Annotated in this window: 20 protein-coding genes and 3 pseudogenes; 18 read left to right on the plus strand and 5 right to left on the minus strand. The window is 59.2% G+C overall.

The window, feature by feature from the left end:
* The first annotated feature begins 216 nt into the window (after positions 1–216).
* Positions 217–1,274, plus strand: a pseudogene (locus tag QMK54_RS18355) (IS110 family transposase).
* A gap of 423 nt (positions 1,275–1,697) precedes the next feature.
* Here the strand turns inward: QMK54_RS18355 and QMK54_RS18360 are convergent.
* Positions 1,698–2,483 (minus strand): FadR/GntR family transcriptional regulator, encoded by a 786-nt coding sequence (locus tag QMK54_RS18360; RefSeq protein WP_413787338.1) that lies wholly within the window; start codon positions 2,481–2,483, stop codon positions 1,698–1,700.
* A 159-nt stretch (positions 2,484–2,642) separates the two neighbouring features.
* On the opposite strand from QMK54_RS18360, the gene QMK54_RS18365 reads away from it, so the two are divergent.
* The 8 genes from QMK54_RS18365 (at position 2,643) to QMK54_RS18400 (ending at position 12,239) form a co-directional block, all read left to right on the plus strand.
* Positions 2,643–3,953, plus strand: a complete 1,311-nt coding sequence (locus QMK54_RS18365; protein WP_110657791.1) for an MFS transporter — start codon at positions 2,643–2,645, stop codon at positions 3,951–3,953.
* Positions 3,954–3,968: 15 nt separating this feature from the next.
* Entirely contained in the window at positions 3,969–4,943 is a 975-nt protein-coding gene (gene denD / locus QMK54_RS18370; RefSeq protein WP_320401061.1) for a D-erythronate dehydrogenase, read from the plus strand.
* Between the two features lie 20 nt (positions 4,944–4,963).
* The gene (otnK, locus tag QMK54_RS18375; RefSeq protein WP_320401062.1) at positions 4,964–6,262 is read left to right on the plus strand and encodes a 3-oxo-tetronate kinase; all 1,299 of its coding nucleotides are present in this window, start codon (positions 4,964–4,966) and stop codon (positions 6,260–6,262) included.
* Positions 6,259–6,909 carry an aldolase gene (locus QMK54_RS18380; protein WP_320401063.1) on the plus strand — a complete coding sequence of 217 codons (651 nt, stop codon included), beginning with the start codon at positions 6,259–6,261 and terminating at the stop codon, positions 6,907–6,909. The genes otnK and QMK54_RS18380 overlap by 4 nt, the downstream gene beginning before the upstream one ends.
* Positions 6,910–6,943: 34 nt before the next feature.
* Entirely contained in the window at positions 6,944–7,735 is a 792-nt protein-coding gene (gene otnI, locus QMK54_RS18385) for a 2-oxo-tetronate isomerase (RefSeq protein WP_320401064.1), read from the plus strand.
* A gap of 47 nt (positions 7,736–7,782) precedes the next feature.
* Positions 7,783–8,265, plus strand: coding sequence for an HIT family protein (locus QMK54_RS18390; protein WP_320401065.1), 483 nt, complete (start codon positions 7,783–7,785; stop codon positions 8,263–8,265).
* Positions 8,266–8,408: 143 nt separating this feature from the next.
* Positions 8,409–8,987 (plus strand): S-(hydroxymethyl)glutathione synthase, encoded by a 579-nt coding sequence (gene gfa, locus QMK54_RS18395; RefSeq protein ID WP_223590329.1) that lies wholly within the window; start codon positions 8,409–8,411, stop codon positions 8,985–8,987.
* 378 nt (positions 8,988–9,365) lie between these two features.
* Positions 9,366–12,239, plus strand: coding sequence for a multicopper oxidase domain-containing protein (locus QMK54_RS18400; protein WP_320401066.1), 2,874 nt, complete (start codon positions 9,366–9,368; stop codon positions 12,237–12,239).
* A gap of 82 nt (positions 12,240–12,321) precedes the next feature.
* On the opposite strand, the gene QMK54_RS18405 is transcribed toward QMK54_RS18400, so the two are convergent.
* Together QMK54_RS18405 and QMK54_RS18410 are read right to left on the minus strand one after the other, a co-directional pair.
* Complete coding sequence (locus QMK54_RS18405; protein WP_413787339.1) at positions 12,322–13,302, minus strand: methyl-accepting chemotaxis protein; 981 nt, start codon at positions 13,300–13,302, stop codon at positions 12,322–12,324.
* Between the two features lie 169 nt (positions 13,303–13,471).
* Positions 13,472–14,359, minus strand: a complete 888-nt coding sequence (locus QMK54_RS18410) for a LysR family transcriptional regulator (protein ID WP_223590367.1) — start codon at positions 14,357–14,359, stop codon at positions 13,472–13,474.
* A gap of 105 nt (positions 14,360–14,464) precedes the next feature.
* Here QMK54_RS18410 and QMK54_RS18415 point away from each other — a divergent pair, with 105 nt between their 5' ends.
* The 4 genes and pseudogenes from QMK54_RS18415 (at position 14,465) to QMK54_RS18430 (ending at position 17,380) form a co-directional block, all read left to right on the plus strand.
* Complete coding sequence (locus tag QMK54_RS18415; protein WP_320401067.1) at positions 14,465–15,832, plus strand: MFS transporter; 1,368 nt, start codon at positions 14,465–14,467, stop codon at positions 15,830–15,832.
* The gene (locus tag QMK54_RS18420; RefSeq protein ID WP_223590334.1) at positions 15,813–16,223 is read left to right on the plus strand and encodes a DUF4440 domain-containing protein; all 411 of its coding nucleotides are present in this window, start codon (positions 15,813–15,815) and stop codon (positions 16,221–16,223) included. The genes QMK54_RS18415 and QMK54_RS18420 overlap by 20 nt, the downstream gene beginning before the upstream one ends.
* Before the next feature lie 35 nt (positions 16,224–16,258).
* Positions 16,259–16,478 (plus strand): annotated as a pseudogene (locus tag QMK54_RS18425) (transposase); the annotation flags it as partial.
* 347 nt (positions 16,479–16,825) lie between these two features.
* Positions 16,826–17,380 (plus strand): YdeI/OmpD-associated family protein, encoded by a 555-nt coding sequence (locus QMK54_RS18430; RefSeq protein ID WP_320401068.1) that lies wholly within the window; start codon positions 16,826–16,828, stop codon positions 17,378–17,380.
* Positions 17,381–17,454: 74 nt separating this feature from the next.
* On the opposite strand, the gene QMK54_RS18435 is transcribed toward QMK54_RS18430, so the two are convergent.
* Complete coding sequence (locus tag QMK54_RS18435) at positions 17,455–18,666, minus strand: MFS transporter (protein WP_320401069.1); 1,212 nt, start codon at positions 18,664–18,666, stop codon at positions 17,455–17,457.
* Positions 18,667–18,711: 45 nt separating this feature from the next.
* Positions 18,712–18,915, minus strand: a pseudogene (locus tag QMK54_RS18440) (alpha/beta hydrolase); the annotation flags it as partial.
* A 258-nt stretch (positions 18,916–19,173) separates the two neighbouring features.
* Between QMK54_RS18440 and QMK54_RS18445 the strand changes: the two are divergent.
* The 5 genes from QMK54_RS18445 (at position 19,174) to QMK54_RS18465 (ending at position 23,520) form a co-directional block, all read left to right on the plus strand.
* Positions 19,174–20,067, plus strand: a complete 894-nt coding sequence (locus QMK54_RS18445) for a LysR family transcriptional regulator (RefSeq protein ID WP_110657762.1) — start codon at positions 19,174–19,176, stop codon at positions 20,065–20,067.
* Positions 20,068–20,211: 144 nt separating this feature from the next.
* Positions 20,212–20,664: a thiol-disulfide oxidoreductase DCC family protein gene (locus QMK54_RS18450; protein WP_320401070.1), complete on the plus strand. Its 453-nt coding sequence runs from the start codon at positions 20,212–20,214 to the stop codon at positions 20,662–20,664.
* Positions 20,665–20,777: 113 nt separating this feature from the next.
* Positions 20,778–21,650, plus strand: coding sequence for a GNAT family N-acetyltransferase (locus tag QMK54_RS18455; protein WP_320401071.1), 873 nt, complete (start codon positions 20,778–20,780; stop codon positions 21,648–21,650).
* A complete protein-coding gene (locus QMK54_RS18460) occupies positions 21,650–22,543 on the plus strand; it encodes a polysaccharide deacetylase family protein (protein WP_320401072.1) in 894 nt (297 codons plus the stop codon). The genes QMK54_RS18455 and QMK54_RS18460 overlap by 1 nt, the downstream gene beginning before the upstream one ends.
* A gap of 167 nt (positions 22,544–22,710) precedes the next feature.
* Positions 22,711–23,520 carry a DUF2092 domain-containing protein gene (locus tag QMK54_RS18465; protein ID WP_320401073.1) on the plus strand — a complete coding sequence of 270 codons (810 nt, stop codon included), beginning with the start codon at positions 22,711–22,713 and terminating at the stop codon, positions 23,518–23,520.
* Positions 23,521–24,199: the final 679 nt, after the last annotated feature.

Here is a 24,199-nt window from a genome sequence, read left to right on the forward strand (position 1 = left end):
GATAACCGCGGCGCATTTGAGGCCATCGCCGGCAAGCCGGCTCCTACAGTTTGGCGTTCACATCATTTCGACTCGGACGCGGTCCCTTGTAATTGGATGGACTCGCCCAAGCCGAGGCGTCAATGCGCCACGGTGGCAGTCTAAACAGCCAACGACAGCGAGGGCGAGTCCATGAAAAATCATAGTTCGTTTGATCAATCCGTGTCTTCTTCCGATTTGTCGGCCTGCACAACCTTGGCGGTCGACCTGGCCAAACAGGTCTTTCAGGTCGCCGGTGAAGATATCCTCGGCCAGGTGCTTTACGAGCAGCGGATCAAGTCGCGCGAGGCGTTTTATGATTTTCTCCGACAGTTGCCGGCGCATGTCGTGGTTTTGATGGAGACCGGTCCGGGTGCCCAGGCCTGGGCCCGGCAGCTGCAAGACCAAGGCAATCCGGTGCGGATTCTTCCAGCCGGTTTGGTGGCCACACATCGCAGCGGGCCTAAAAATGATCGCAACGATGCGCTGGCGATTCTGCGGGCCAATCGCGATGAAAAAATCTGCGCAGTACCGGTCAAAAGCGTTGCGGCGCTGGCAATGCAGGCGTTGCATCGTGCCCGCCAGGGCTATGTGCGTCGACGCACGGCCCTCAGTAATCAGATGCGCGGCCTGCTGCTTGAGCACGGCGTAGCCTTGGCACAGGGCGATGTTGCGATCAGCCAGAAAATCCCGCGGGTGCTGGAAGATGCCACCCAGCCGGTGCCGGGCCTGCTGCGTGAGCTGATCGACGAACTGTTGGCCGAGTGGCGCCATTTGGGCGAGCGCATCAGCGTACTGACGGGACGCCTGGAAGTGGCCGCCAACGCTGACATGACGGCGAAGCGGCTAATGACTGTACGCGGCATCGGCCCGGTCACTGCCACGGCACTGGTGGCCAAGGAAACCAAGCCTGAGCGCTTTCCCAATGCCCGCAAGTTTGCCGCGTACTTTGGCATGGTGCCTGACCAGCACAGCAGCGGGGAGACGGTCCGGTTGGGGGGCATGACCAAGCGCGGTGATGCTTATTTACGCAGCCTGATGATCCAGGGGCCCATGCGGTGCTGCAACAACTACGACCTGATTCCCAGCAACCCGATGACCGCCGCTTGTTGCACTGGATGAGCCGGTTGGGCCGTAAGGAGGCTGCGATCAGGCTAGCCAACCGCAACCTGCGAATCGTCTGGGTGCTTCTACAGAATGACCAGACTTATCGTCGCCACGCGGGTGATGGCCAGCCAGCGACGATGGGCCACTGAGCGACAGAGTTCTGCCACCGAGGTACTAACCGTCTGACCCTCTGCTGAAAAAAATTGACCCCAGGTAAGACCGGCGTGGATTGATGCCTAAGCTCCTACTGGCCTTCGAGGCCTGACTGTAATCGGCATACCACGAGCTTTTCCAATTTTGGCCAGAAGCCGAAGACGGCTTCCACGAATAGGCCTAATACATAGATGCAACGGGGCAGCGGTTTTTCAAAAGCGGGTAGACAGTGGGGGCGAGTCCATACATAGGAGCTGGCTTGCCAGCGATGGTCGTTAACGATAACGCGCATAAACCGGATAAACGCGGCGCACTTGAGTCCATCGCCAGCAAGCCGGCTCCTACAGGTATTGCGTTGCCTGTGTTGCCCGGGCCAGGAGGTGGTGGTCGAAATGCTCGATACCGGCCATGTGCGGATGCTAGGACTTTCTCGCCCCCGGGTTCTGCCAGAACGAGGGGTCGGCACTCTTGAGCCGCTCGACAGCATTATTGATATGGTTGAGCGCCGCATGGCGCGCGCCTTCGGGGTCACGTGCGGCGATGGCCGCGTACACGGCAAAGTGCTCGGCCCGCACGGTCTTGGCCAGATCCCGGCGGCGCTCCTCGTTGGAGCGCGTGATGCGGATCGCCTCCTTGATGTATTGCGCGATGAATTCGTGCAACGACGGGTACAGCGGATTGCCCGTCGCCCGGGAAATCGAGTGATGGAACGCGAGGTCTTCCTCCACCCCGTCGCGACTCGCCAGCTCGGCGGCATCAATGGCCTTCAGTGCCTGGTGGATGGCTTCCAGCTGCGCCGGTGAATGCCGCTGGGCCGCCAGTGCCGCCGCCTCGCCTTCGATGCCGCGGCGCAGTTCGGTGACCCTCAAGACCGCCTCGATCGACCCGCCGACATCCAGATCAATCGTGAACGCCTTGATGTGCGCACCTTCGCTGACCACGGTACCGCTGCCCTGGCGGACTTCGACCAGGCCGGCTGACTTGAGGCGCGAGATCGCCTCGCGGATGACAGTCCGGCTGACCCCGAAACGCTCCGAGAGCACGGGTTCGGTGGGCAGGCGATCGCCCGGCAGCGCTTCGCCGCTGGCGATAAAGGCCTTGAGGGCCGCCGTCACCTGATCGGACAGCGTGCCCTTGGCGGAGTCTTTCAGGACACCCAGCGCATCGGTGTTACAGGAAGATTTGTCAGGAATGGGCATAGGCATCTCTGGGCTCAAATCGGTGAACGGTACTGCATTTTAGACCCGCCGTCCTCTCTGGATTTAGGCGTTGAATTCGTATGACGTATTATGATAAAAAATGCCACATCATGTAATCCGACAAAACAAAGTCACCCACTACAAAAATAAGGATGGGGGAAACACATGACTGAATCAGTGATTCAAACCGGTGCCGCCGTGCCCGCCGATCGCTTCGAGGATCTGGCGTACCGCAAAGTGGCGTGGCGTATCCTGCCGCTGTTGTTGCTGTGCTACCTGGTCGCCTATCTGGACCGGGTGAACGTCGGTTTCGCCAAGTTGCAGATGTCCGACGATCTACAGTTTTCCGAAGCGGTCTACGGCCTTGGCGCAGGGATTTTCTTCATTGCCTACTTCCTCGTGGAAATTCCCAGCAACCTGATCCTGCATCGTGTCGGCGCGCGGTTGTGGATCGCACGCATCATGATCACCTGGGGCATCATCTCCTCGGCCATGGCACTGGTGAATACGCCAATGTCCTTCTACATCATGCGCTTCCTGCTGGGGATCGCCGAGGCCGGGTTCTACCCGGGTGTCATCCTCTATCTGTCCTACTGGTTCCCGACCCACCGCCGCGGCAAGATGTACGCCCTGTTCGCCACCGCCGTGCCGCTGTCCGGGCTGATCGGCGCGCCCTTGTCCGGCTGGATCATGAGCGCCTTCAACGGTGCCCACGGGTTTGCCGGCTGGCAATGGCTGTTCTTTCTCGAAGGACTGCCCTCGATCGCCGTCGGTATCCTGGTGATTTTCTGCCTCAGCGACCGCATCTCCAGTGCCGGCTGGCTGACCCGGGAAGAGAAGACCCTGCTGCAGACGCGCATCGACGCGGAAACTGCCGGCCACCAGAAACACAGCCTCAAAGAGGTGTTCCTGCAACCGCGCATCTGGCTGCTGACGGCCATCTACTTCTGCATGATCGCCGGCTTCTACACCGTCGGTTTCTGGTTGCCGACCCTTATCCGCCAGGCCGGCGTCAGCGATGTCCTGCAGGTCGGCATGCTCACCGCCATCCCTTACGCCGCAGCAGCCATGACCATGATCCTGGTATCGCGCAGCGCCGACCGGTTGCGCGAACGGCGCTGGCACCTGGCGCTGACCGCCGTGCTCGGCGGTATCGGCCTGTTCATCTCCGCCACCTGGAGCGACAACTTCACGGTTTCGATGATCGGCCTGACCCTGGGTTCGATGGGGGCCATGAGCACCCTGCCACTGTTCTGGAGCCTGCCGACTGCCTTCCTCGGCGGCACGGCGGCGGCAGCCGGCATTGCCCTGATCAACTCCTGGGGCAACCTCGCAGGCTTCGTCTCGCCGTACCTGATGGGTTTCCTCAAGGACGCAACCCACAGCACCACGATCGGCATGTATGTGATGGCAAGTGCCTTGTTCCTCGGCGCCCTGCTGGTCTTCAGAATTCCCGGAAAACTCGTCAACCGCTGACGTTTGGAGTAACTCATGAATATTCTCGTGACCGGTGCAGCCGGCTTCCTTGGCCGCCGCCTGATCGAAGCGCTGTTGCTGCGTGGCTCGCTCACCGACCGTACTGGTGAGTCCCGGCCCATCGGGCAAATCGTCGCCTTCGACATGGTCGAACTCACAGGGATCGACGATCCCCGGGTCAAGGTGGTGTGTGGCGATATCGCCGACCCTGAAGTGCTGGAGCGCCTGATCGATGCCAGCACCGACAGCATCTTCCACCTGGCCGCAGTGGTTTCCAGCCAGGCTGAAGCCGACTTCGAACTGGGCATGCGCATCAACTTCACCGCGACCCAGAACATGCTCGAACGCGTTCGCACGCTCGGCACCTGCCCGAAATGGGTGATGACCAGTTCGGTTGCGGTGTTCGGCGGGCAGTTGCCGGAACGTGTCCGCGACGATCAGGTCTGGGCGCCGCAGAGTTCCTATGGCACGCAAAAAGCCATGAACGACCTGCTGCTCGCCGACTACAGCCGGCGTGCGTTCGTCGATGGCCGCAGCCTGCGCATGCCGACCATCGTGGTACGCCCGGGCAAGCCCAACCTGGCCGCTTCCAGCTTTGCCAGCGGGATCATCCGCGAACCGCTCAACGGCCAACCCAGCGTATGCCCGGTACCGCTCGATACCCGGCTCTGGCTGATGTCGCCAGCGCAGGCGATTCGCAACCTGATCCATGGCCATGAACTGTCCGCCGAGCAAATGACTGAAGGTCGGGTGATCAACATGCCGGGCCTGTCGATTACCGTCGAACGCATGATCGACGCCCTGCGCCAGACGGCAGGCGCGGACGTGGCTGGACTGATTCGCATGGAACGCAATCCGGCGATCGAGCGCATCGTCGGCTCCTGGCCAGGCGCATTCTGCGCCACCTACTCTCGGGACCTTGGCTTCACCGCGGATGAAAACTTCACCGATGTGATCGAGCAGTTCATCAATGAGTACCTGCCCGGCTAAACCGGATTGAGGAGTTCAACATGTCGAATGCCCCTGCCCGGCCGCTGCTGGGCTGCATCGCCGACGATTTCACCGGTGCCACCGACCTTGCCAACATGCTGGTGCGCGGCGGCATGCGCACCGTCCAGAGCATCGGCATACCCGCTGCCGATGTCGCCGGCCAGCTCGACGCCGACGCTATCGTCATCGCCCTGAAGTCGCGGACCGTGCCGGCCATTGATGCCGTGAAGGAATCGCTCGAAGCGTTGCGCTGGCTGCGTGAGCGTGGCTGCGAACAGATTTTCTTCAAATACTGCTCGACCTTCGACTCTACCCCGGCCGGCAATATCGGCCAGGTCAGCGAAGCCTTGCTCGAGGCTCTGGACAGCGATTTCACCCTCGCCTGTCCGGCCTTCCCGGAAAACGGTCGCACGGTCTTTCGCGGGCATTTGTTCGTACAGGACCAATTGCTCAGCGAGTCGGGCATGCAGCATCACCCGCTGACGCCGATGACTGACGCCAACCTGGTTCGCGTGCTGCAAGCGCAGACCCGGGGCAAGGTCGGCCTGTTGCGCCATGACAGCGTGTCCGGGGGCGTCGAGAGCATTCGAGCGCGCATCGCCCGGCTTCGCGCCGACGGGGTCCGCATGGCCGTCGCCGATGCCGTGTCCGATGCCGATCTCCATGTGCTGGGCGAAGCCTGCGCCGACCTGGCGCTGCTCACCGGCGGTTCCGGACTGGCGCTGGGCTTGCCGGACAACTTTCGTCGAGCCGGCAAGTTGCGCGACCTGGACGCCGCCCACGTGCCTGCGGTCGAAGGCGGTGAAGTGGTGCTCGCCGGCAGCGCTTCGCAGGCCACCAATGCTCAGGTCGCGACCTGGCTGCAGGCAGGTCGCCCGGCCTTTCGTGTCGACCCGCTGGCCCTGGCGGCAGGACAACCGGTCATCGAAGAGGCCCTGGCCTTTGTCGCCGACCATGCGCAAACAGTGCTGATCTACGCCACCAGCACCCCGGATGAGGTCAAGGCGGTACAACGTGAATTGGGCGCCGAACGCGCCGGGCATCTGGTCGAGCAGGCCTTGGGCCAGATCGCCAGCAGGCTGCGCGACACAGATGTGCGGCGCTTCGTGGTCGCCGGGGGGGAAACCTCGGGGGCCGTGGTCCAGGCACTGAACATCCAACTGTTGCAGATCGGCGCACAAATCGACCCGGGGGTACCCGCTTGCGTCAGCATGCCCGGGGAACCGCTGGCCCTGGCCCTCAAGTCGGGCAATTTCGGTGGCGCGGACTTCTTCGACAAGGCCCTCAAGCAACTGGCACTGGCAGGAGCACCGGCATGAGCACCGGCAAGAACAACGAAAACGCCTTGCGTGAAGAGATCTGTGAGGTCGGCGCTTCCTTGTATGCCCGTGGCTACACGGTGGGCAGCGCCGGCAACATCAGCGCCCGGCTGGAGGATGGCTGGCTGATCACACCCACGGACGCGTGCCTGGGACGCCTCGACCCGGCCGCGATTGCCAAGGTCAGCCTGGCGGGGGAATGGGTCAGCGGCGACAAACCGTCAAAGACCCTGGCCCTGCACCGCCAGGTCTACGATCGCAACCCGGGGGTTGGCGGCGTGGTACACACCCACTCGACCCACCTGGTGGCATTGACGCTGGCCGGGGTCTGGCATGAGGATGACATCCTGCCGCCGCTGACCCCCTATCAGGTGATGAAGGTCGGGCACATCCCGCTGATCGCCTATGAGCGTCCCGGCTCACCGAAAGTGGCCGAACGTGTCGCGCAACTGGCCAACCAAGTGCGCGGCGTGATGCTTGAACGCCTGGGCCCGGTGGTCTGGGAAAGCTCGGTGTCCAAGGCCAGCTATGCCCTGGAAGAGCTGGAAGAAACCGCACGCCTGTGGCTGATGAGCCATCCACGACCGACCCCGTTGCACCAGGCGGCGCTGGATGAATTGCACCAGGCCTTTGGTGTCCAGTGGTAACCCACAGATTGATACTTTGACCGAAGGAATCTTCATGCCTCGTTTCGCTGCCAACCTCAGCATGCTCTACCCCGAACATGTTTTTCTCGACCGTTTCGCCGCAGCCGCCGCCGATGGTTTCCAGGCCGTGGAATACATGTTCCCCTACGACTACAGCGCGCAGCAATTGAAACAGCGGCTCGACGACAATGGCCTGGTCCAGGCCCTGTTCAACGCCCCGCCTGGCAATATCGCCGCAGGCGAAAAAGGCACCGTGTCCTTGCCAGGCCGTGAAGCGGAGTTTCGCGCAGGTTTCGACCAGGCCCTGGAATACGCGGCAGTACTGGGCAACGAGCGCATTCACGTCATGGCCGGGCTGCTGGCGAACGAAGCGGATCGCGCCCGGCACCAGCAAACCTACCTGGAAAACCTCAGCCACGCGGCGACACAAGCCGCCAAGGCTGGCATCACCGTCTTGCTGGAACCGATCAATACCCGCGACATGCCGGGGTTTTTCCTCAACCACCAGCACCAGGCCCAGGCCATCTGCAAAGCGGTCGGCCAGGCCAACCTCAAAGTCCAGTTCGACGTCTACCATTGCCAGATCGTCGAGGGCGACGTAGCGACGAAGCTGCGACGGGATTTCGCCGGCATCGGCCATATCCAGATCGCGGGCGTGCCGGATCGCCACGAACCGGACTTGAACAACGAGTTGAATTACCCCTACCTGTTCGAGCTGATCGATCAGTTGGGTTACGACGGCTGGGTGGGTTGCGAGTACAGGCCGCGCGGGGATACGTCCGAGGGGCTGCAGTGGCTGCGCGATTGGCAGGCGCGGACATTGTGAAGTGACGTTGCTATTCTGGCGTGTCAATCACCCAGGACATACGGCATATGGAAATTGCCCCGCAGTTCATCATTCATGAAACCGACCACTGGATCATCAACCACCATCTGGCCAGCGCGCTTCCCGGCTATCTGATGTTAGCGACGAAAATGCACACTTCATCGCTGGCCGAACTATCGTCTGCTGCGCTTGCAGAACTGGGAGTCCTGCTCGCCAGGACTCAGCAGGCAATCGAACAGCAACTGCTGCCCAAGCGCCTCTACATCGGGCGCTTTGGTCATGATCCGGGCTGGCCCATCCACTTCCATTTCATACCGGTCTATGACTGGGTCGAAGACCTCTTCTGGAACGATGCCCGCTATCGGCAACTTGAAACCTTTGCCTATGCTGAAAACGCGCTCTCTTCAACTGACGGTGCAGAGCTGACGTTGTTTATCTGGCGAGAATTTGCTGAAAACCCAACACCACCAAAGACTCAAGGCCCCTCCATTGGCGAAGTGATCCAGAGCCTGCGTAGCGCATTCATTTGATCGAGCGTCGGCAGACCCGCCCGTGCGCCGGCCCTGGCCGCGCTCAAGGCGTCATCGCAGACTATTCTTTATCAGGGTAACCGACCGGTCTGGGACATGGCCCCAGGCACTTTTGTCTGCCCCCCTGAAACGGAGACGCCAGCATGAGCACCTTGCAACTTCACCCTGCACTGGACAACGGGCTCCAACCCGCCGCCGCGAATTTCACCGGTGGCACCCTGCAATGCCTGTGTGCGACCGACAAGGTCGAGGTCAAGATCGACGCACAAACCCTGCATAACCACGCCTGCGGCTGCAGCAAATGCTGGAAACCACAAAACGCCACATTCGCCGTCATCGCCGTGGTGCCTCGAGATAAGGTCAGCGTCATTGCCCACGGCGAAAAACTGGCGATTGTCGACGAATCCGCCACCATCCAGCGCCACGCCTGCAAGCAATGTCACGCCCATCTCTTTGGGCGCATCGAGAACAAGGACCATGCGTTTTATGGCCTGGACTTCGTCCATACCGAGCTTTCGCCACAGCGCGGATGGGCTGCGCCGGGATTCGCCGCGTTCGTGTCCTCCATCATCGAAACCGGCACACCGCCTGCGCAAATGAAGGCCATCCGCGAGCGCTTGCGCTCGATCGGCCTGGAACCCTACGACTGCCTGTCCCCGGACCTGATGGACGCACTGGCGACGCATGTCGCCAAACAGAAAGGCCTGCTCCCCGCCGCCTGATCGATCGGTCGCCGCGGTTTCTTTTGCGGACCGTGGCGGCGATCCACCGTTGATGTCGTGCGTCCAGAAGCCGCCATCGAAACAGTCAGGAAATGGCCACTTTTCCTGGCCCAAACACTCCCAAAATCGCACCCTGTATTGGGGATTATTCCCCGTCATCGGGGCTTTCACCCTGGCTTCTCTTACGCACGCTAAACGCCAGCAGACACGGGGGCGGCGTGGCATTGAGCCATAGTCACCACCTGTCACTTCTGGTAGGAGACTTGCATCGCTCCCATCCCGGCTCGAAATAAAACATTTCGCACGTTGGGCTAGAAGCAGTGGCTCGTTGTCCATGCTTCGCCACGCGCTTCGAGGAACCCGTCAGAGGTGTTTGCGATGAAACTAGATACCGCAAGGTCGAACCCTAGTCCATTGTTCAAAACCAGGCTGGCGCTGAGTATCTCTGCTGCCGCGATCATGTTCGGGTTGGGCTTGTCCCAGGCCCAGGCAGTCCCCCTCGACAACACCGATCCACCGCCACCTACCGACCCATCGGCGTTCACCAATCCGCCCGCCGACCCCAATGCCGCATTGAGGGACTTGCAAAAGCAGCCTCCCGCAAACGTCGGCGCTTTCGACTTACCCAATGGAGTCGGCGGTAACCGCAAGACCCCCTTGGCCGACAATGTGCTGCCACCCAATCTGCAAACCAGCTTCAACATCCCCTCTAACGGTAATGCCAGCCCGGTATTCGGGGCTCTACCGTTCACACAGAAGCTCGAACTTTTCGAAGAGTTCGGCTCGAACAAACTGGATCCGACCGACCCACCCTCACCCGTTCCGTTTCCGGTCCCGACGGTAGGTCCCGCACCGGCGCAAGATCCATTGAAGGTGGCGCGTAGCGGCCCGTCGCCGACGGCGCTGGATGCCTTTCTCCGGCAGCCCGCATTGACGCCCTTCCCGACAGAGTTCTCCAATGTGCTGGACCGCAACCCCTGGAAGGCGCAGATCGAGGACTTCCTCAATCGTCGGGTCGATTCGCCCGCAGAAGGCCGGCCCCCGGGAAAAGGCTGGTCGCACCAGCGTTACAATGAGTTTCTCCCGCGCGACGCCTTCAAGACCGTGCAAGCCGGCGCGCACGTCAACAGCGGCTTGCGTGATCGCATGCAACGGCATAACTACGCCGTGGGGGAATTCGCGCCAGGCGGGCTCTATCACAACACCGACGGCAGCCCGGACAACGAGGGCACGACCAAGGGCATTCTGGTGCAGTTTCACCCCAACTTCCCTGTCCAGGACCACAATGCGTTGTGGACGTTCGATGGCACCTTCCCACCCAAACTGCTCTTGGTGCGCTATGGCCAGGCGATGCTGATGCGTCATTACGATGCCTTGCCCATTGACCCATCGGCGAACCGGGGCTTTGGCCTGCACACCTTGAGCACCCATGAACACAACGGACACGCGCCCGCGGAAAGCGACGGTTTTACCAACGCGTTCTTCTTCCCGGGCCAGTACTACGACTATCGCTGGCCGATCCAGTTGGCCGGTTACGACACCATCAATACCAAGGCCGAAGACCCACGGGCCGCATTCCCGTGCGACCCCGGTGAAAAGATTTTCGTCAACGACGCCAGCCCCGGCTTCAAGACCTGCGACCACGGCACCATCAAGATCCGTGGCGACTGGCGCGAAACCATGAGCACCCACTGGTTCCACGACCACATGCTCGATTTCACCGCGCAGAACGTCTACAAAGGCAATGCGACGATGATGAACTACTACAGCGCCGTGGACCGTGGCAACGAGTCGGTCGACGACGGGGTCAACCTGCGCTTGCCCAGCGGCTCGGGGCTCGGTTGGGGTAACCGCGACTACGACATCAACCTGACGATCGCCGACAAGGCCTGGGACCAGGCCGGCCAGTTGTGGTTCAACCCCTTCAACACCGACGGTTTTCTCGGTGACCAGGTGCTGACCAACTGGGAGTACAAGCCCTTCCTGGACGTACGTGCCCGCCGCTACCGTTTCCGGATTCTCGACGGATCGGTTTCTCGCTTCTTCAAGCTGGCGCTGGTGCGACAGGTCAATGGTAATGGCGGCGAGTTTCCCGGCCCGAACAACTCCGGGGTTTCATATAACCGGGTGCCGTTCCACATGATTGCCAACGACGGCAATATCATGGAGCACGCTGTGCCGTTCGATGGCAGCCTGGACCTCGATGGCGACGGCGACAAACAGGACAACAATGCCATCCTGCCGATGCTGGGCGTAGCCGAGCGCTATGACATCGTCGTCGACTTCGCGAAGAACGGCATCAAGCCGGGCGACAAGATTTTCTTCGTCAACCTCGAGGAGCATGAAAACGGCAAGCTTCCAAAGCGTGACGTTCCGTTGGCCGATGTACTTTCCGGGAGGTACCTGCCCGTCGTCAGGCAAACCAGCCACGGGCCACAGTGGATCAACGGCGACCCGGGCGTGGGCGCGTTCATGCAACTGAACGTCCAGCCTTACGCCGGCCAGGATGTCAGCATGAATCCGGCCGACTTCGAGCCCGCCAAGCCTGGCAAGCCCGAGGGCAAGGTCATGATCCCGCTGCCCTTGCACCGTGATGACCCTGCCGATATCGCCCGACTTGCCCAGGCGCGGCACCGCACCTTTATCTTTGGCCGCTCCGATGGCACGGATCTAACGCCCTGGACGATCAAGACCGATGGCGGCCCAGGCTTCAACATGGACCCGCGCCGGATTTCCGCTGCGCCACAACTGGCCAACGGCCCGACACCGGCTGGGTTCAAGGGTGAAGGCACGCTGGAAATCTGGAAGATCCAGAACGGCGGCAATGGCTGGACTCACCCGGTGCATGTGCATTTCGAGGAAGGGATCATTCTCAGTCGAGGTGGCAAAAAACCACCAGAATGGGAAAAATGGGCGCGCAAGGATGTCTACCGCATAGGTTCCGATCCTGACAGCCTCGACAATGTCGAAATAGCCATGCGCATCCGTGAATTTGTCGGTACCTACATGGAGCACTGCCACAACACACAGCATGAGGACACGTCGATGCTGCTGCGCTGGGACTCCGAGCACCCGGGCCAGTTCCAGTTGATGCCCACGCCATTACCCAGCTGGGACGGCGTGAAATTCGTCAACTCGGTTGCGTTACCGACATTCCGTACCGGAGATGGCGTCGGGCCGCAGGTCAAGGTCAACAATAGCGGCAGTGGCAGCGGTAGTGGCGGCAGTAGTGTCAGCGGAGGCAAAGGCTAGCGTCGCCTGTCAAACCTGCCGGTGCATGTTCCCTTCGAAAATGCGGGCTACCGTCATGGTCACCCCGCCCTCGCCTGCCTTTTCAAGCAGCCGCCACGCGTGCGTTGCTGTTGTTGCTCACCTCAAACTGCCCCACCAGTTTTTGCAGTTTATTGGCATTGAGCCTCACGGTCTCGGCACTGCCTTGCAACACCACCACCGTCTGACGCATTTGCGCGGAAGACTGGTCGACCTGCTTGATCGTCTTGCCGTAATCGAGGCTGCGTTTGTTGAGCTGCTGAATGATCGCAAACATACTTTCCACCGCTTGATGCAACTGCACGTTTTCCGAGGAGGCATCTTCGGCCAGGCGCAAGCTGTTATCGACGTCCTTGACGCCCTCCTTCATGAAGCTGACGGCGGTTTGCGTTTCGTTCTGCAAGCCCTCGACCATCTGTCGAATATCATCGGCAGCCCGAGAGGTGCGTGAGGCGAGACTGCGTACCTCATCGGCAACCACCGCAAAACCTCGCCCATGTTCGCCGGCGCGCGCGGCCTCGATGGCGGCATTGAGGGCCAACAGATTGGTCTGGTTGGTGATGTCACTGATCAGGCCGGTAATGTTGCCGATGTGCGTCATGCGGCTGTCGAGCAACTGCACGCTTGAAGAAGAGCGTTCGACCACATCCCGAATCGACTGGGTGCCTGCCTGCACAGCGAGAAACTGCTCGCGGGCACGGGTGACGACCTCGTCCATTGCCTGCTTCATTTGCTCGGCGCTGGCAGAGGCCTGCTGGATCTCACCCAATTGGTCTTCAACGATAATCATCATGTGATGCACCGCGTCGGCCACCTCGGCCGAAGTGACGCCAGCCTCCTGGCTGCGCCCCAACATCATCTGGTTGGTGGCACCGACGGTGCGACTGGCCTTCACCACTTGCCCGACAACCGAGTCCAGATTATCGATGAAGCTGTTGATCCAGCGCCCCATGTCACCGGTCTCATCGTTGGCCATTCGCGTGGTGTCCAGACGTTGACGAAGGTTGCCCTCACCCTCGGCGATGGTCCTGATCACACCCGTCATCTCGCTCAACCTTTGCGCAAGCCGTTTAGGCCCCAACAGGCTGAACAGCACAGATGGCTGTTAACGATAACGCGCGTAAACCGGATATACGCGGCGCACTTGAGTCCATCGCCGGCAAGCCGGCTCCTACAGTTTCCCGGGAATGCGTGAAGAACCTTTTATTTGGTGCTTACTGCGCCAGATGTAGCAACAGGAAATCGATGAATGCCCTCGATTTGTGGGGCAAATGCGGGCTGTTGGGAAACACCACGTTGACGGACTGCGAGGGCAGCGAATAGTCGGGCAACAACCGGATCAGCCGCTCGCTGGCGATATCGTCCTTGATCACCCAGGCGGGCAGCACCGAGACGCCTAGCGACGACAACGTCATGGAGCGGATGGCCGTGGAAGAGTTGGATTCAAACTGATTGATCCCGTTGATCTCGACAGTCCCCAAGTGCGGATGGCGCAACGTCCACTGGGTCGGTGCCTGCAGGTTGCTGTTGGCGATCCACGGCACCGAATTCAGGTCCTGAGGATTCTGCACCGGGTGACGTGCAAGAAACGTCTCGGTAGCCACCAGGACAATTTCATAATCCGCCAGTTTACGGCTCTTGAAAGCCGAGTCCGCCAAATTGCCCAAACGGATTACCAAGTCTAACTTTTCCGCCACCAGATCATTGAGTGACGAGTTGAAGTTATAACAGAGTTTTATTTCCGGATAGCGCTCTATAAATTGCGGTATCAATGGAAGAATATAGGCCTCGCCGTATTCGCCGGTGGAACTGAAGCGCAACTTTCCGGACACCCGATTACGCCCTTTTAATATATTGTCGAAAGCGTTATCGATGTCCGCGACAATACCTTTGAATTCTTCATAAAAGTCCTGACCGATTTCGGTGAGGGATATATTTCGGGTATTTCTAATCAACAACGTCGCTGACAGCACTTCCTCCAGCGCCTTGACATGCAGGCTGGCCATGGCCTTGCTGATGTTCAGGTAATTGGCAGCCTTGGTGTAAGAACCAAAATCGACCACGGCCAAGAATGTCTGGACCCGATTAAGATGAGTGTGCATAGAAATATGGCTCACTGTTAAATCCCGTCAAACATTGTTTCAAGGATAGTCGTATCGACAGTTCAAGTCCACCCCCCTTATGCTTTGCGGCAAAGGGGAAACAACATGACCTATCGCTACAAAGTTGCACTGATATTTCTGATCGGCTTTTTTATAGACTGCATTAACGTCTTTATGTCAGCAGTCGCATTACCGAGTATATCGGCAGCGCTGCACGTTAGTACTTCAGACGTTGCCTGGGTGGCTAACGCTTATATTCTGGGGCTGACACTGATCATTCCGGTCAGCACCTGGTTGGCCGGTCGTTTTGGCAGTCGGGAAATCCTCACCACCTCGATGATCGTGTTTACAGCCTCCGTGTGGATGTGTGGGCTGGCCAACAGTTTCAACGAGCTGGTGATCTGGCGCTTCGTCCAGGGGATTGGCGGCGGCCTGTTGATTCCTGTCGGACAGGCACTGACGTTCAACCTGTTCAAGGGCGAGCAGCGGGCGAAAGTATCCACGTTGGTCATGGCCGTTGCCCTGATTGCGCCCGCCATTTCACCGACCATCGGCGGCATCATCGTCGACAGCAGCTCCTGGCGCTGGGTGTTTTACAGCAACATCCCGTTCTCGCTGATCGCGGCATTGCTGTCCTGGTCCTGGATCAACGAAGCGCGGTCGACGAGTTTGCCCCGGCCCGACATCAAGGGCTTGCTGCTGGTCAGCGCGGCACTCGGCAGCCTGCTGATGGGCATGTCTTTGTATGGCGGCGACGCTCCGGCATGGGTGGCCGCCCTCTTCGTGATGGCCGGCGTTGCTTTCGTCGTGCTGTACGGGCTGCACTACCGCACATGCAAAAAACCGATCATTGAACTGAGCCTGCTCAAAAGCAAAAAACTCAGCACCTCCATCTTGATCTATTACGCGATTCCCGGTGTATTCACGGGGGTCAACTTGATTAGCCTCTTCTTCCTGCAAAACACCCTGCGCTTCAGCGCCCGACTGACAGGGATGTTCATGATCCTCTACGCCATCGGCGCGTTCATCGCGATGCTGATCTGTGGCCGGGTCTATAACCGGATGGGCGCCAAGCGGCTGTTTGCCCTCGGCATGCTCTTGCACAGCGCCGGCATCGCCACTCTGTTACTGGTGAACGATCCCTCTGACTTTCTGGTGATCGTCATCGCCTACAGCTTGATGGGGATCGGCGGCGGCATCGGTGTCAACACAGCACAAACCACGTCGCTGATGGACTTCAAGGGCAATGACACCCACAAGGCCAGTGTCATCTGGAACATCAACCGACAGATGTCATTCAGCATCGGCGCTGCCCTCTTCCTGATGGTTTTCAACCTGCTCTTGAAGCATTTCGATACCACCCAGGCCTACCACGTGACCTTTGCCATCGCCGCGCTGGTGGGCCTGTTCCCACTCTTTCAACTGAGTCAGTTGAACACTCAAAAGGACTGTCATGCACAACAAAATAGTTGAACAGGCGCACCACAGCATTCATCACGTGCACGAGCTGATCCACACCCTGTTCACCGACGCAAACGGTAAGGGGCAGGCCACGCTTGAACCACTGATATCGGCCTTTGCCGAGGACTTCACCATGGTCACCACCTCGGCCGCCATTGTCAGCCGGGCGACGGTCGAACAGATGTTTAAAGGTGCAGTCGGCGCCAAGCCAGGCCTGGAGATCGTCATCAGCGATCTGCAGACGGTCTGGCAGGAAGGCAACAGCGTGGCGATTCGCTACAAGGAAACCCATCGCCTCGGCCAGCGCGAAAGCTCACGGGTTTCGGTGGCGATCATAAGCATGCATCACCACAACGCCCAATGGATCTACCTGCATGAAACGCCGCTAAGCCAGGAAAGCTGATTCTCGTATGAACTACATAATCACCGATTGCCGGCAGCATTGATCGGTGTCTCGATCTGGGCGACCTGCGCCATTACCTCGCCGATTTTTTATAGCCCGATCGGGCGTCCGTCGATTGATCCTGAACTGATGATTCGCATGATGATCGTGGGCTATTGCTAAGGCATTCGCTTAGAGCGGCGGTTGTGCGAAGAGGCCCATTTGAACGTGGCGTATCGGTGGTTCTGCCGGTTGAGCCTTGAGATAGGTGCGCCTGCACTAAGCCAAAAACCTCAAATTAACCCAATAACAAAGCAACAAAGGTCAACGAAGGGCCGAGAAACCACTCAATGTGGTGAGTAGGTTCTCCGGTGGTAGTCGTGCCTGAGTTCAGGCGAGCTGAAAATCCGACTGTTTCAACAGAAGCGGTCGACTGCTGCCCTTCGCGACAGGCAGCACTCTGGGCCAGAAGCACCCGCTGGACAGGCTAGCGGACACTAGGTAGCTTCCACCTTCTGCACTGAATCTTTACCGCAACTGAGCTTGGCGCCATCAATGTCGCGTTTAAAACCGACAGTGATGCCGCCAAATGGTAGTCAGGCGTATTGGTGGAAGGAGTTGCAATGACATCAATCGATGTGAAATCCCGATTCGAAGCAAAGCTTCTTCGTCCGGCAAAGCCTGGCAATGATACGTCGTGGGCGTTCGTAGTACTGCCAAGAGACGCGAGTGAACAGCTTCCGAGGCGGGGAAGGACGAGCGTTGAAGGCACCATCAATGGGCACCGTTTCCAGGCAACCCTTGAGCCGGATGGTCAGCTGAGCCATTGGCTGCCGGTAAGTAGCGAGTTACTCGAAGCCGCGGGCGTGGCCGTTGGGGATGTCGTTACGCTAGCGCTAACCCCTGTGAAGAAGGAGCCAGAGCCTGACATCCCGGCAGACTTTCAGGAGGCACTGGCAGCCACTCCTGAGGCTCGTGAAGTCTGGAACAATACGACGACCATCGCACGAGTAGACTGGATACATTGGATCACCTCAGCCAAGCAACTCAAGACGCGCGCAAAACGAATTGGTGATGCCTGCGATATGCTTGCATCCGGCAAGAAGAAGGTTTGCTGTTTCGACCAGTCCGGCTACTACAGCAAGGCCTTCCGTGCACCCGAGGCAGAAAATAGTTAAATGGAAGACTCCGTTGAATACGCCTGACAATGCGTTCGCTTCGCTCACCGGGACCGGCTAAAGCCGGCCTTCTATTAGACCTGGTGTCGCGATGTGAACAAGGCCATCACGGCGGCGAGTACCAGCAAGACAGCGCTTGCGAAAAAGGTCATGCGATAGCCGCTCCCGTCGAACAGCAGCCCACCGAGGGTAGAACCCAGCGCAATGGATAGCTGAATGACTGCCACCATCAGACCGCCACCGGCTTCAGCGTCCTTGGGCAACGCCCTGGCCAACCACGACCACCACCCCACAGGTGCCGCCGTCGCGATCAGCCCCCACAGCCCCAGCAATACAAACGCTGCCACGACTCCGTCGCCAAGGACAATCAAGGAAAGTGCAATGGCAGCCATCAAGAGTGGAATGCAGACCAGGACGCGGTACATGCCGAGTTTCAGGAAAGTGCCGATCAGGATGGTTCCGACAAAACCCGCCACGCCGATGACCAACAGGATCATCGACAACGTGGAAACATCTATACCCGTGACGGTCTCCAGGAACGGGCGCAGATAGGTGAACAGTACAAACTGCCCCATGAAAAAAGCGCCCACACTCAACATGCCGAAACTGACCAATGGGCTCTTGAACAGTCGAAAGACATTGCCAGCGCCCGCTTTGCGCGGCGCCGCCTTCATGCTTGGCAGGCTGATCCATTGCCAGGTCAACGCGATGATCGCGACCGGAATCAGGCAGAAAAAAGCCCCCCGCCAACCGATGACACTCCCCAGATAGCTTCCCAGTGGCGCGGCCACTACGGTTGCCAAAGCATTGCCGCCGTTGAAGATTGCCAGGGCCTTGGGCACGCTATGGGACGGTACCAGGCGCATGGCCATTGCCGCCGACATCGACCAGAACCCGCCGATCACCACGCCGATCAGCGCACGCCCCATCATGTACACCGTATAGTTTGGCGCCAGACCGACCACCAGCCCCGACACGCACATGATCCCGGTCAGTAGCAGCAACAGCGTCTTGCGGTCCATTGCGCCCGCAAGCCTGGAAATCGAAAGGCTTGTCAGCACCGCGAAGGCGCCGGAAATGGCGATCCCATACCCGGCCAGTCCTTCACTGATTTGCAGATCCAACGCAATCGGCGTGAGCAAACTGACCGGCATGAACTCCGAGGCGATCAGCGCGAATACACACAGCGTCATCGCAAAGATGCCACTCCAGTAAGCCGGCAGTTCCCCAGTCCCCGGCGTGCCGAGGGCATCACTTACCGGGGTGTCGAATACTTGAGCCGTCATGCAAAAACCTCTTATCAAACAGTTGTTGGCTGAAGCACTGGCCTGTTAGCCAACCGCCGTCAGGTGCCGGGTAAAAAAGGCGGTGAGCTTGGTCCAGGGAATCAAGTTCACGCGGTCGTACAGATCCACGTGACCCGCGCCGGGAACCCAGGCCAGTTCCTTGGGTTCGGCGGCGCGTTGGTAGGCGTCCTCGCTGAACGCTCTGGAGTGCGCCTGATGGCCTGTGATGAACAGCAGCGGACGCGGGGCCTGGCGTTGCTCGACAGTCACTGAGCGCCCCGGACCATGACGGGTGACGGCGCCCGTGTCGTACATGCTCACGCTGGCCTTTACGAATTCGCGCCGATCAAGCCCAGGAGGGGTCAAGGCTTCTATGGCTTCAGGGAGGGTTACAGGTGTCTCGCTCATCGTCAGCGCTCCGTTCCGGATAGATGACAGAGCTTGACGGATTCGAGATACCCTGATTAGTGGGTGTAATCTTCATGTGGTTTTGAGAAAAATTCAGCAATGGCCCATACCAAAGTCAACGATCTCCAGGCTTTTCTGGCAGTGGCGCGCGATCAAAGCTTTACCAAGGCCGCCGCCAAACTGGGGGTTACGCCTTCTGCGCTAAGTCATACGATCCGGGCACTTGAACAAAGACTGGGGATACGTCTGCTGGCCCGCACGACACGCAATGTGTCGCCGACAGAGGCGGGAGAAAGATTGATGCGCTCGATCGCCCCGCTTTTTGATCAGATCGCTGTTGAGCTTGAAGCCTTGAGCGAATTACGGGACAAGCCCAGTGGCACGATTCGTATTTCCTGTACTGACGATCAGATTGAGTTGTGCATTCGGCCGATGCTTGCAGGCTTCCTGAAGAGTTACCCGGATATCACACTGGAGTTCTACGTCGACTATGGATTCACCAACGTGGTCGAGGAGCGCTTTGATGCCGGCATTCGCATGGGCGAATCGATCAGCAAGGACATGATCGCCGTTCGCATAGGGCCGGATTGGCGGTTGGCGGTGGTGGGATCTCCAGCATATTTCGAACGCAATCCGGCACCCGCGACGCCCCATGAGTTGACCGCCCATGACTGCGTGAATATCCGACACAGGCCATCAGGGGCGATCTACGCCTGGGAGTTTGAGCGAGATGGCCAGGCGTTTACGGTCAAGGCAGAGGGGCAACTCGTTTTCAACAGCATCATGCATGTTCTCAATGCCGCCGTTGATGGCGTTGGCCTGGCCTATGTACCAGAGGAATTGGTCGCACCGTATCTGGCCGACGGCCGACTCAAAGAAGTCCTGGCCGACTGGTGTCCTGTGTTTCAGGGTTACCATTTGTATTACCCCAACAGACGCCAGGCGTCGCCCGCCTTTTCTGCATTGGTGGAGGCGCTGAAATATAGAAGCTGAGCGCTCTATAGTCGACTCGCTGCAACGTCTGCCATGGATCGATTGCCCCCCTTCGTAACCTGGGGGCAATCGACCAAATGCAGACTAACAACGCTGGCACGCGGTTATGATCCGGAACAACCAGGCGCCCTTGGACCCACGTTTATGCCAGCCTCGCAAATCCGCCCCACACCCGCGCCACTGCTCGAACCCGGAGAGACGGTGGTCTTGTTCGACGGTGTCTGCAAGCTGTGCAATGGCTGGGTGCGGTTCGTGATTCGCCATGACCGCCAGCGGCGTCTGCGCCTGGCGGCGGTTCAGTCACCCGAGGGGCAGGCTCTGCTCGCATGGGCGGGTTTGCCCTTGGATCAATTCGACACCATGGCGGTGATCCGCGACCGACACTTCTGGGAGCGTTCGGATGCCTATTTCGAAGTCTTTGCCCAATTGCCCGCACGTTGGCGCCCCGTGAACCTGTTGCGCATCTTCCCTCGCAAATTTCTGGATTGGGCCTACGACCGCATTGCGCTAAACCGTTATCGGCTCTTTGGGAAATACGACACCTGCCTGTTGCCGCAGCCTGATCATGAACAGCGCTTTTTGAAAGCGCCCCCATGAACGCCTTCAGGTGACGTGACGAGCTGGATCAATACTCGGGTTGAAGCTATACCGAAAAGGTCCGGAGTGGGGATCGACCACACGCTCGATTAGCGACTGGGGAGAACTTCGCGGTGTCGAATCAGCTGGTCATACGCAACATGACCCGTCCCGAGCTGGACGAGCTCGTCGAGTGGGCTGCCCATGAAGGTTGGAATCCAGGCGTTCACGATGCCGAGCTGTTCTGGGCGACGGACCCTGCCGCCTTCATCGCGGCGACCCGGGGCGGCGAATTGATCGGCGGCGGTGCCATCACCTCCTACAATGGCGAATTCGGTTTCATGGGTTTTTTCATTGTCCGGCCGCAATATCGCGGTCAAGGCCTGGGCAATACCCTCTGGCATGCACGCCGCGAGCGCCTCCTCGCCCGCCTGCACCCAAGCGCGAGCATCGGCATGGACGGCGTCTTCGCGATGCAGGACTACTACGCCAAGGGTGGTTTCGTCTTCTCCCATCGCAACATGCGTTTTCGTGCCAATCTCACCGCCCGCCCGATGACCTCGCAGGCAGGCGACGAGGACATCGTCCCGTTGGCCGCCTTCCCGTTCGATCAGGTTGTCGAATACGACCGCACCTGTTTTCCCGCCGCGCGCGCAAGCTTCCTGAGCGGCTGGATAACCCAGGCCGATGCCCTCGCCGTGGGTTGCCGTCGCGAGGGCAGGCTAGGCGGCTATGGCGTAGCAAGGCGCTGCCGGGAAGGCTACAAGATCGGCCCCTTGTTCGCCGATGACGCCCTGGCAGCCAATGCCCTCTACGCACGCCTGGCGGAATTTGCCCAGGGTGGCCCGCTGTTTCTCGATGCCCCGGAGAATAATCCCGCCGCGATGGCGCTCGTGCAGCAACAGGGCATGATCGAGGTTTTCGGTTGCGCACGCATGTACCTCGGCCCTCCTCCGGCGATCGCGCACGAACGTGTGTTCGGCGTCACGACCTTCGAGCTGGGCTGATGGCCGCTCGCGACCTGACCGGTTATGGCGGCTGCCCGCCCCACCCGCAATGGCCCGGTGAGGCGCGCATCGCGGTGCAGTTCGTACTCAACATCGAAGAAGGCGCGGAGTCATGCATCCTCAATGGCGATGCGCAGTCGGAGGCCTGGCTGCACGAGTTACCGGGGCGCCCGCCGCGTGTGGGGGAAGCGGACCTGAGCGTCGAGGGCATGTACGAATACGGAGCGCGCGCAGGTGTGTGGCGCATTCTGCAACTGTTCAGCGCCCGCGGCCTGCCGCTGACCGCTTTTGCCGTCGGCCGTGCCCTGGAACTCACCCCGGCGATTGGCCATGCGCTCTGCAATGCCGGTCATGAGATTGCCGGGCATGGCTACCGTTGGCTGGACTATCGCGACATGCCTGAAGACCAGGAGCGGCAGCATATTCGCCTGACCCTCGACGTGATCGAGCAGACCTGCGGTAAACGCCCCGTAGGTTGGTACACCGGAAGGGTCAGCCAGAACACCCGCCGCCTGTTGCGTGAAGAAGGCGGGTTTCTCTATAGCTCGAACGCCTACAACGATGACCTGCCCTATTGGCTCCCAGGCGCGCCCGCCCACCTGGTCATCCCTTACACATTGGTCAACAACGACGCCCGCTATCTGCTGCCCAATGGTTTCGCCTGCGGTGAAGATTTCTTCCGGCTGCTCAAGGATGCTTTCGACCTGCTGTGGCAGGAAGGTGCGCATCACCCGAAGATGATGAGCATCGGCCTGCATGGGCGGATCAGTGGCCATCCTGGACGTGCAATGGCGCTGGCGCGCTTTCTCGATTACGTGCAAGGCCACGACGCGGTGTGGATCTGCCGGCGCGAAGAGATTGCCCGGCACTGGATAGCCCGATTCCCCGCCTGAGAGTCTTTCCCGACAACTACAAAAAGCGGAGAACGCTCCCAGTGTTCGGCGAATATTTCACACTTGATATCAGATGAGTGGTGCCCCGATAAACAGCGCGCAACCGCTGATGGGACTAACTTTGTATATCCGCATTCCTCCTCTTGCACACTGTAGTGGTGACTCCTATGGAAAAGATCGCCCGGATATTGATCGAGTCCTCTATGACCCGCATCACCGGGGCGGGACTTGCATTGTTGATTGGTCTTGGCGCGCCGGCAGGAGTATTAGCCGATGAGGCCTATGCCAAGAGTTTGCTCAAGAACATGTCCGACTATATGTCAGCGCAAAAAAGCATATCGTTCAACTACGACACCATTCTTGAAGTCGTCACTAAAGATCAGCAACGGCTCTCACTGGCGGGTTCCGGCACTGTCGCTATCAACCGACCCGACAAGTTGCGCAGTACGCGTTCCAGCGGTTTTACAGATATCGAGATGTTATTCGATGGCAAGACGCTGACCTTGTTGGGAAAAGGCAAGAATATTTACTCGCAGGTCGAAGTACCGGGCACGCTTGATCATCTCCTCGATGTGCTGAGGGATAAATACAACAGGCCACTTCCCGGCGCGGACCTGTTCATGTCCAATCCTGAAGAACAACTGATGGCCGGCGTGAACAACATCAAGGATCTGGGCAGTGGCGTTATCGGTGGCGTGGAATGCGATCACCTGGCCTTCAGGAAGAAAGAGGTGGATTGGCAGATCTGGATTGCCCAGGGCGACCGGCCCTATCCCTGCCGATACTCCATCACGTCCAAACAGATTGCCGGAGGCCCGCAGTACAGCATCCAGCTAAGCGACTGGAAAAGCGGCGATACCGTTGCAGCTGATGACTTTGCTTTTAAAAACCCGACGGACGCGAAAAAAATCGAACTCAAGGACCTGCCCAACGCCGAGGACTTGCCGAGCAATTTTGTGCGAGGAAAAACCAAATGAACCTCTTGATGAAGTCGGCTGGCCTGCTCCTGGGGGGATTCGTCGTGATGTGCGCGCTTGAACTGGGAGAGACTTTGTCGATCCCCGGTGTCCACAGTTTCATTCCTCAAGCCGAGGCTGTGGTCGGGCGCCCTCTTACCCCCGTAAGCGTTGCCGGCGTGGCGAGGCGCACTGCACGACGCAATTAACTGTCCGGAAGGTGCTTTTTTCGAGGGAAAAATGGGCGTTCCTTGACCTTGTTTTTACCCCGGCCAGGGCTTTTTTGATGGTTGAATGGCTTATAACCTCCGATTTTTCCCATGGAATATGCAAAAAAACACGAAAAAATCGGCATGGCGTTAATCTGTCTCCCGACCCGCCGAAAGCCAGTAAGGGTGGTGGCTGCGCCTTTCAGTGATAGCAATATGCGATCAACCACGGCACTGCCGTTGGTCAGCAAAACTGATCAAAAAATGAACGGATTCGTTTTTTATCGTTCAGAATACGCAACAGGTGACACGGGCTGCGAGCCTCACCTGACCCCCAGAAGCGGAAGTTAAACCTCATGTATGCACCAAGTGCGAATGAGGTTTTTTGTTACCTGAAATGGAACTGGTCGAATGATTAAAAGTTCATTCGAGAAACTCGCTTTTTTCTTCGCAGCGTAATGCCGCAAGATTAAATAATAGAAATTGCTGGA

Source organism: Pseudomonas sp. P5_109, from assembly GCF_034009455.1.
Lineage (GTDB): Bacteria > Pseudomonadota > Gammaproteobacteria > Pseudomonadales > Pseudomonadaceae > Aquipseudomonas.

Coding starts and splice junctions, on each gene's coding strand:
- otnK (WP_320401062.1), top strand. CDS start 4,964: ATGTCGAATGCCCCTGCCCGGCCGCTGCTGGGCTGCATCGCCGACGAT.
- QMK54_RS18420 (WP_223590334.1), top strand. CDS start 15,813: ATGCACAACAAAATAGTTGAACAGGCGCACCACAGCATTCATCACGTG.
- QMK54_RS18390 (WP_320401065.1), top strand. CDS start 7,783: ATGGAAATTGCCCCGCAGTTCATCATTCATGAAACCGACCACTGGATC.
- denD (WP_320401061.1), top strand. CDS start 3,969: ATGAATATTCTCGTGACCGGTGCAGCCGGCTTCCTTGGCCGCCGCCTG.
- QMK54_RS18465 (WP_320401073.1), top strand. CDS start 22,711: ATGGAAAAGATCGCCCGGATATTGATCGAGTCCTCTATGACCCGCATC.
- QMK54_RS18405 (WP_413787339.1), bottom strand. CDS start 13,302: ATGACGGGTGTGATCAGGACCATCGCCGAGGGTGAGGGCAACCTTCGT.
- QMK54_RS18400 (WP_320401066.1), top strand. CDS start 9,366: ATGAAACTAGATACCGCAAGGTCGAACCCTAGTCCATTGTTCAAAACC.
- QMK54_RS18450 (WP_320401070.1), top strand. CDS start 20,212: ATGCCAGCCTCGCAAATCCGCCCCACACCCGCGCCACTGCTCGAACCC.
- gfa (WP_223590329.1), top strand. CDS start 8,409: ATGAGCACCTTGCAACTTCACCCTGCACTGGACAACGGGCTCCAACCC.
- QMK54_RS18360 (WP_413787338.1), bottom strand. CDS start 2,483: ATGCCTATGCCCATTCCTGACAAATCTTCCTGTAACACCGATGCGCTG.
- QMK54_RS18365 (WP_110657791.1), top strand. CDS start 2,643: ATGACTGAATCAGTGATTCAAACCGGTGCCGCCGTGCCCGCCGATCGC.
- QMK54_RS18380 (WP_320401063.1), top strand. CDS start 6,259: ATGAGCACCGGCAAGAACAACGAAAACGCCTTGCGTGAAGAGATCTGT.
- QMK54_RS18460 (WP_320401072.1), top strand. CDS start 21,650: ATGGCCGCTCGCGACCTGACCGGTTATGGCGGCTGCCCGCCCCACCCG.
- QMK54_RS18430 (WP_320401068.1), top strand. CDS start 16,826: ATGACATCAATCGATGTGAAATCCCGATTCGAAGCAAAGCTTCTTCGT.
- QMK54_RS18415 (WP_320401067.1), top strand. CDS start 14,465: ATGACCTATCGCTACAAAGTTGCACTGATATTTCTGATCGGCTTTTTT.
- otnI (WP_320401064.1), top strand. CDS start 6,944: ATGCCTCGTTTCGCTGCCAACCTCAGCATGCTCTACCCCGAACATGTT.
- QMK54_RS18435 (WP_320401069.1), bottom strand. CDS start 18,666: ATGACGGCTCAAGTATTCGACACCCCGGTAAGTGATGCCCTCGGCACG.
- QMK54_RS18445 (WP_110657762.1), top strand. CDS start 19,174: ATGGCCCATACCAAAGTCAACGATCTCCAGGCTTTTCTGGCAGTGGCG.
- QMK54_RS18410 (WP_223590367.1), bottom strand. CDS start 14,359: ATGCACACTCATCTTAATCGGGTCCAGACATTCTTGGCCGTGGTCGAT.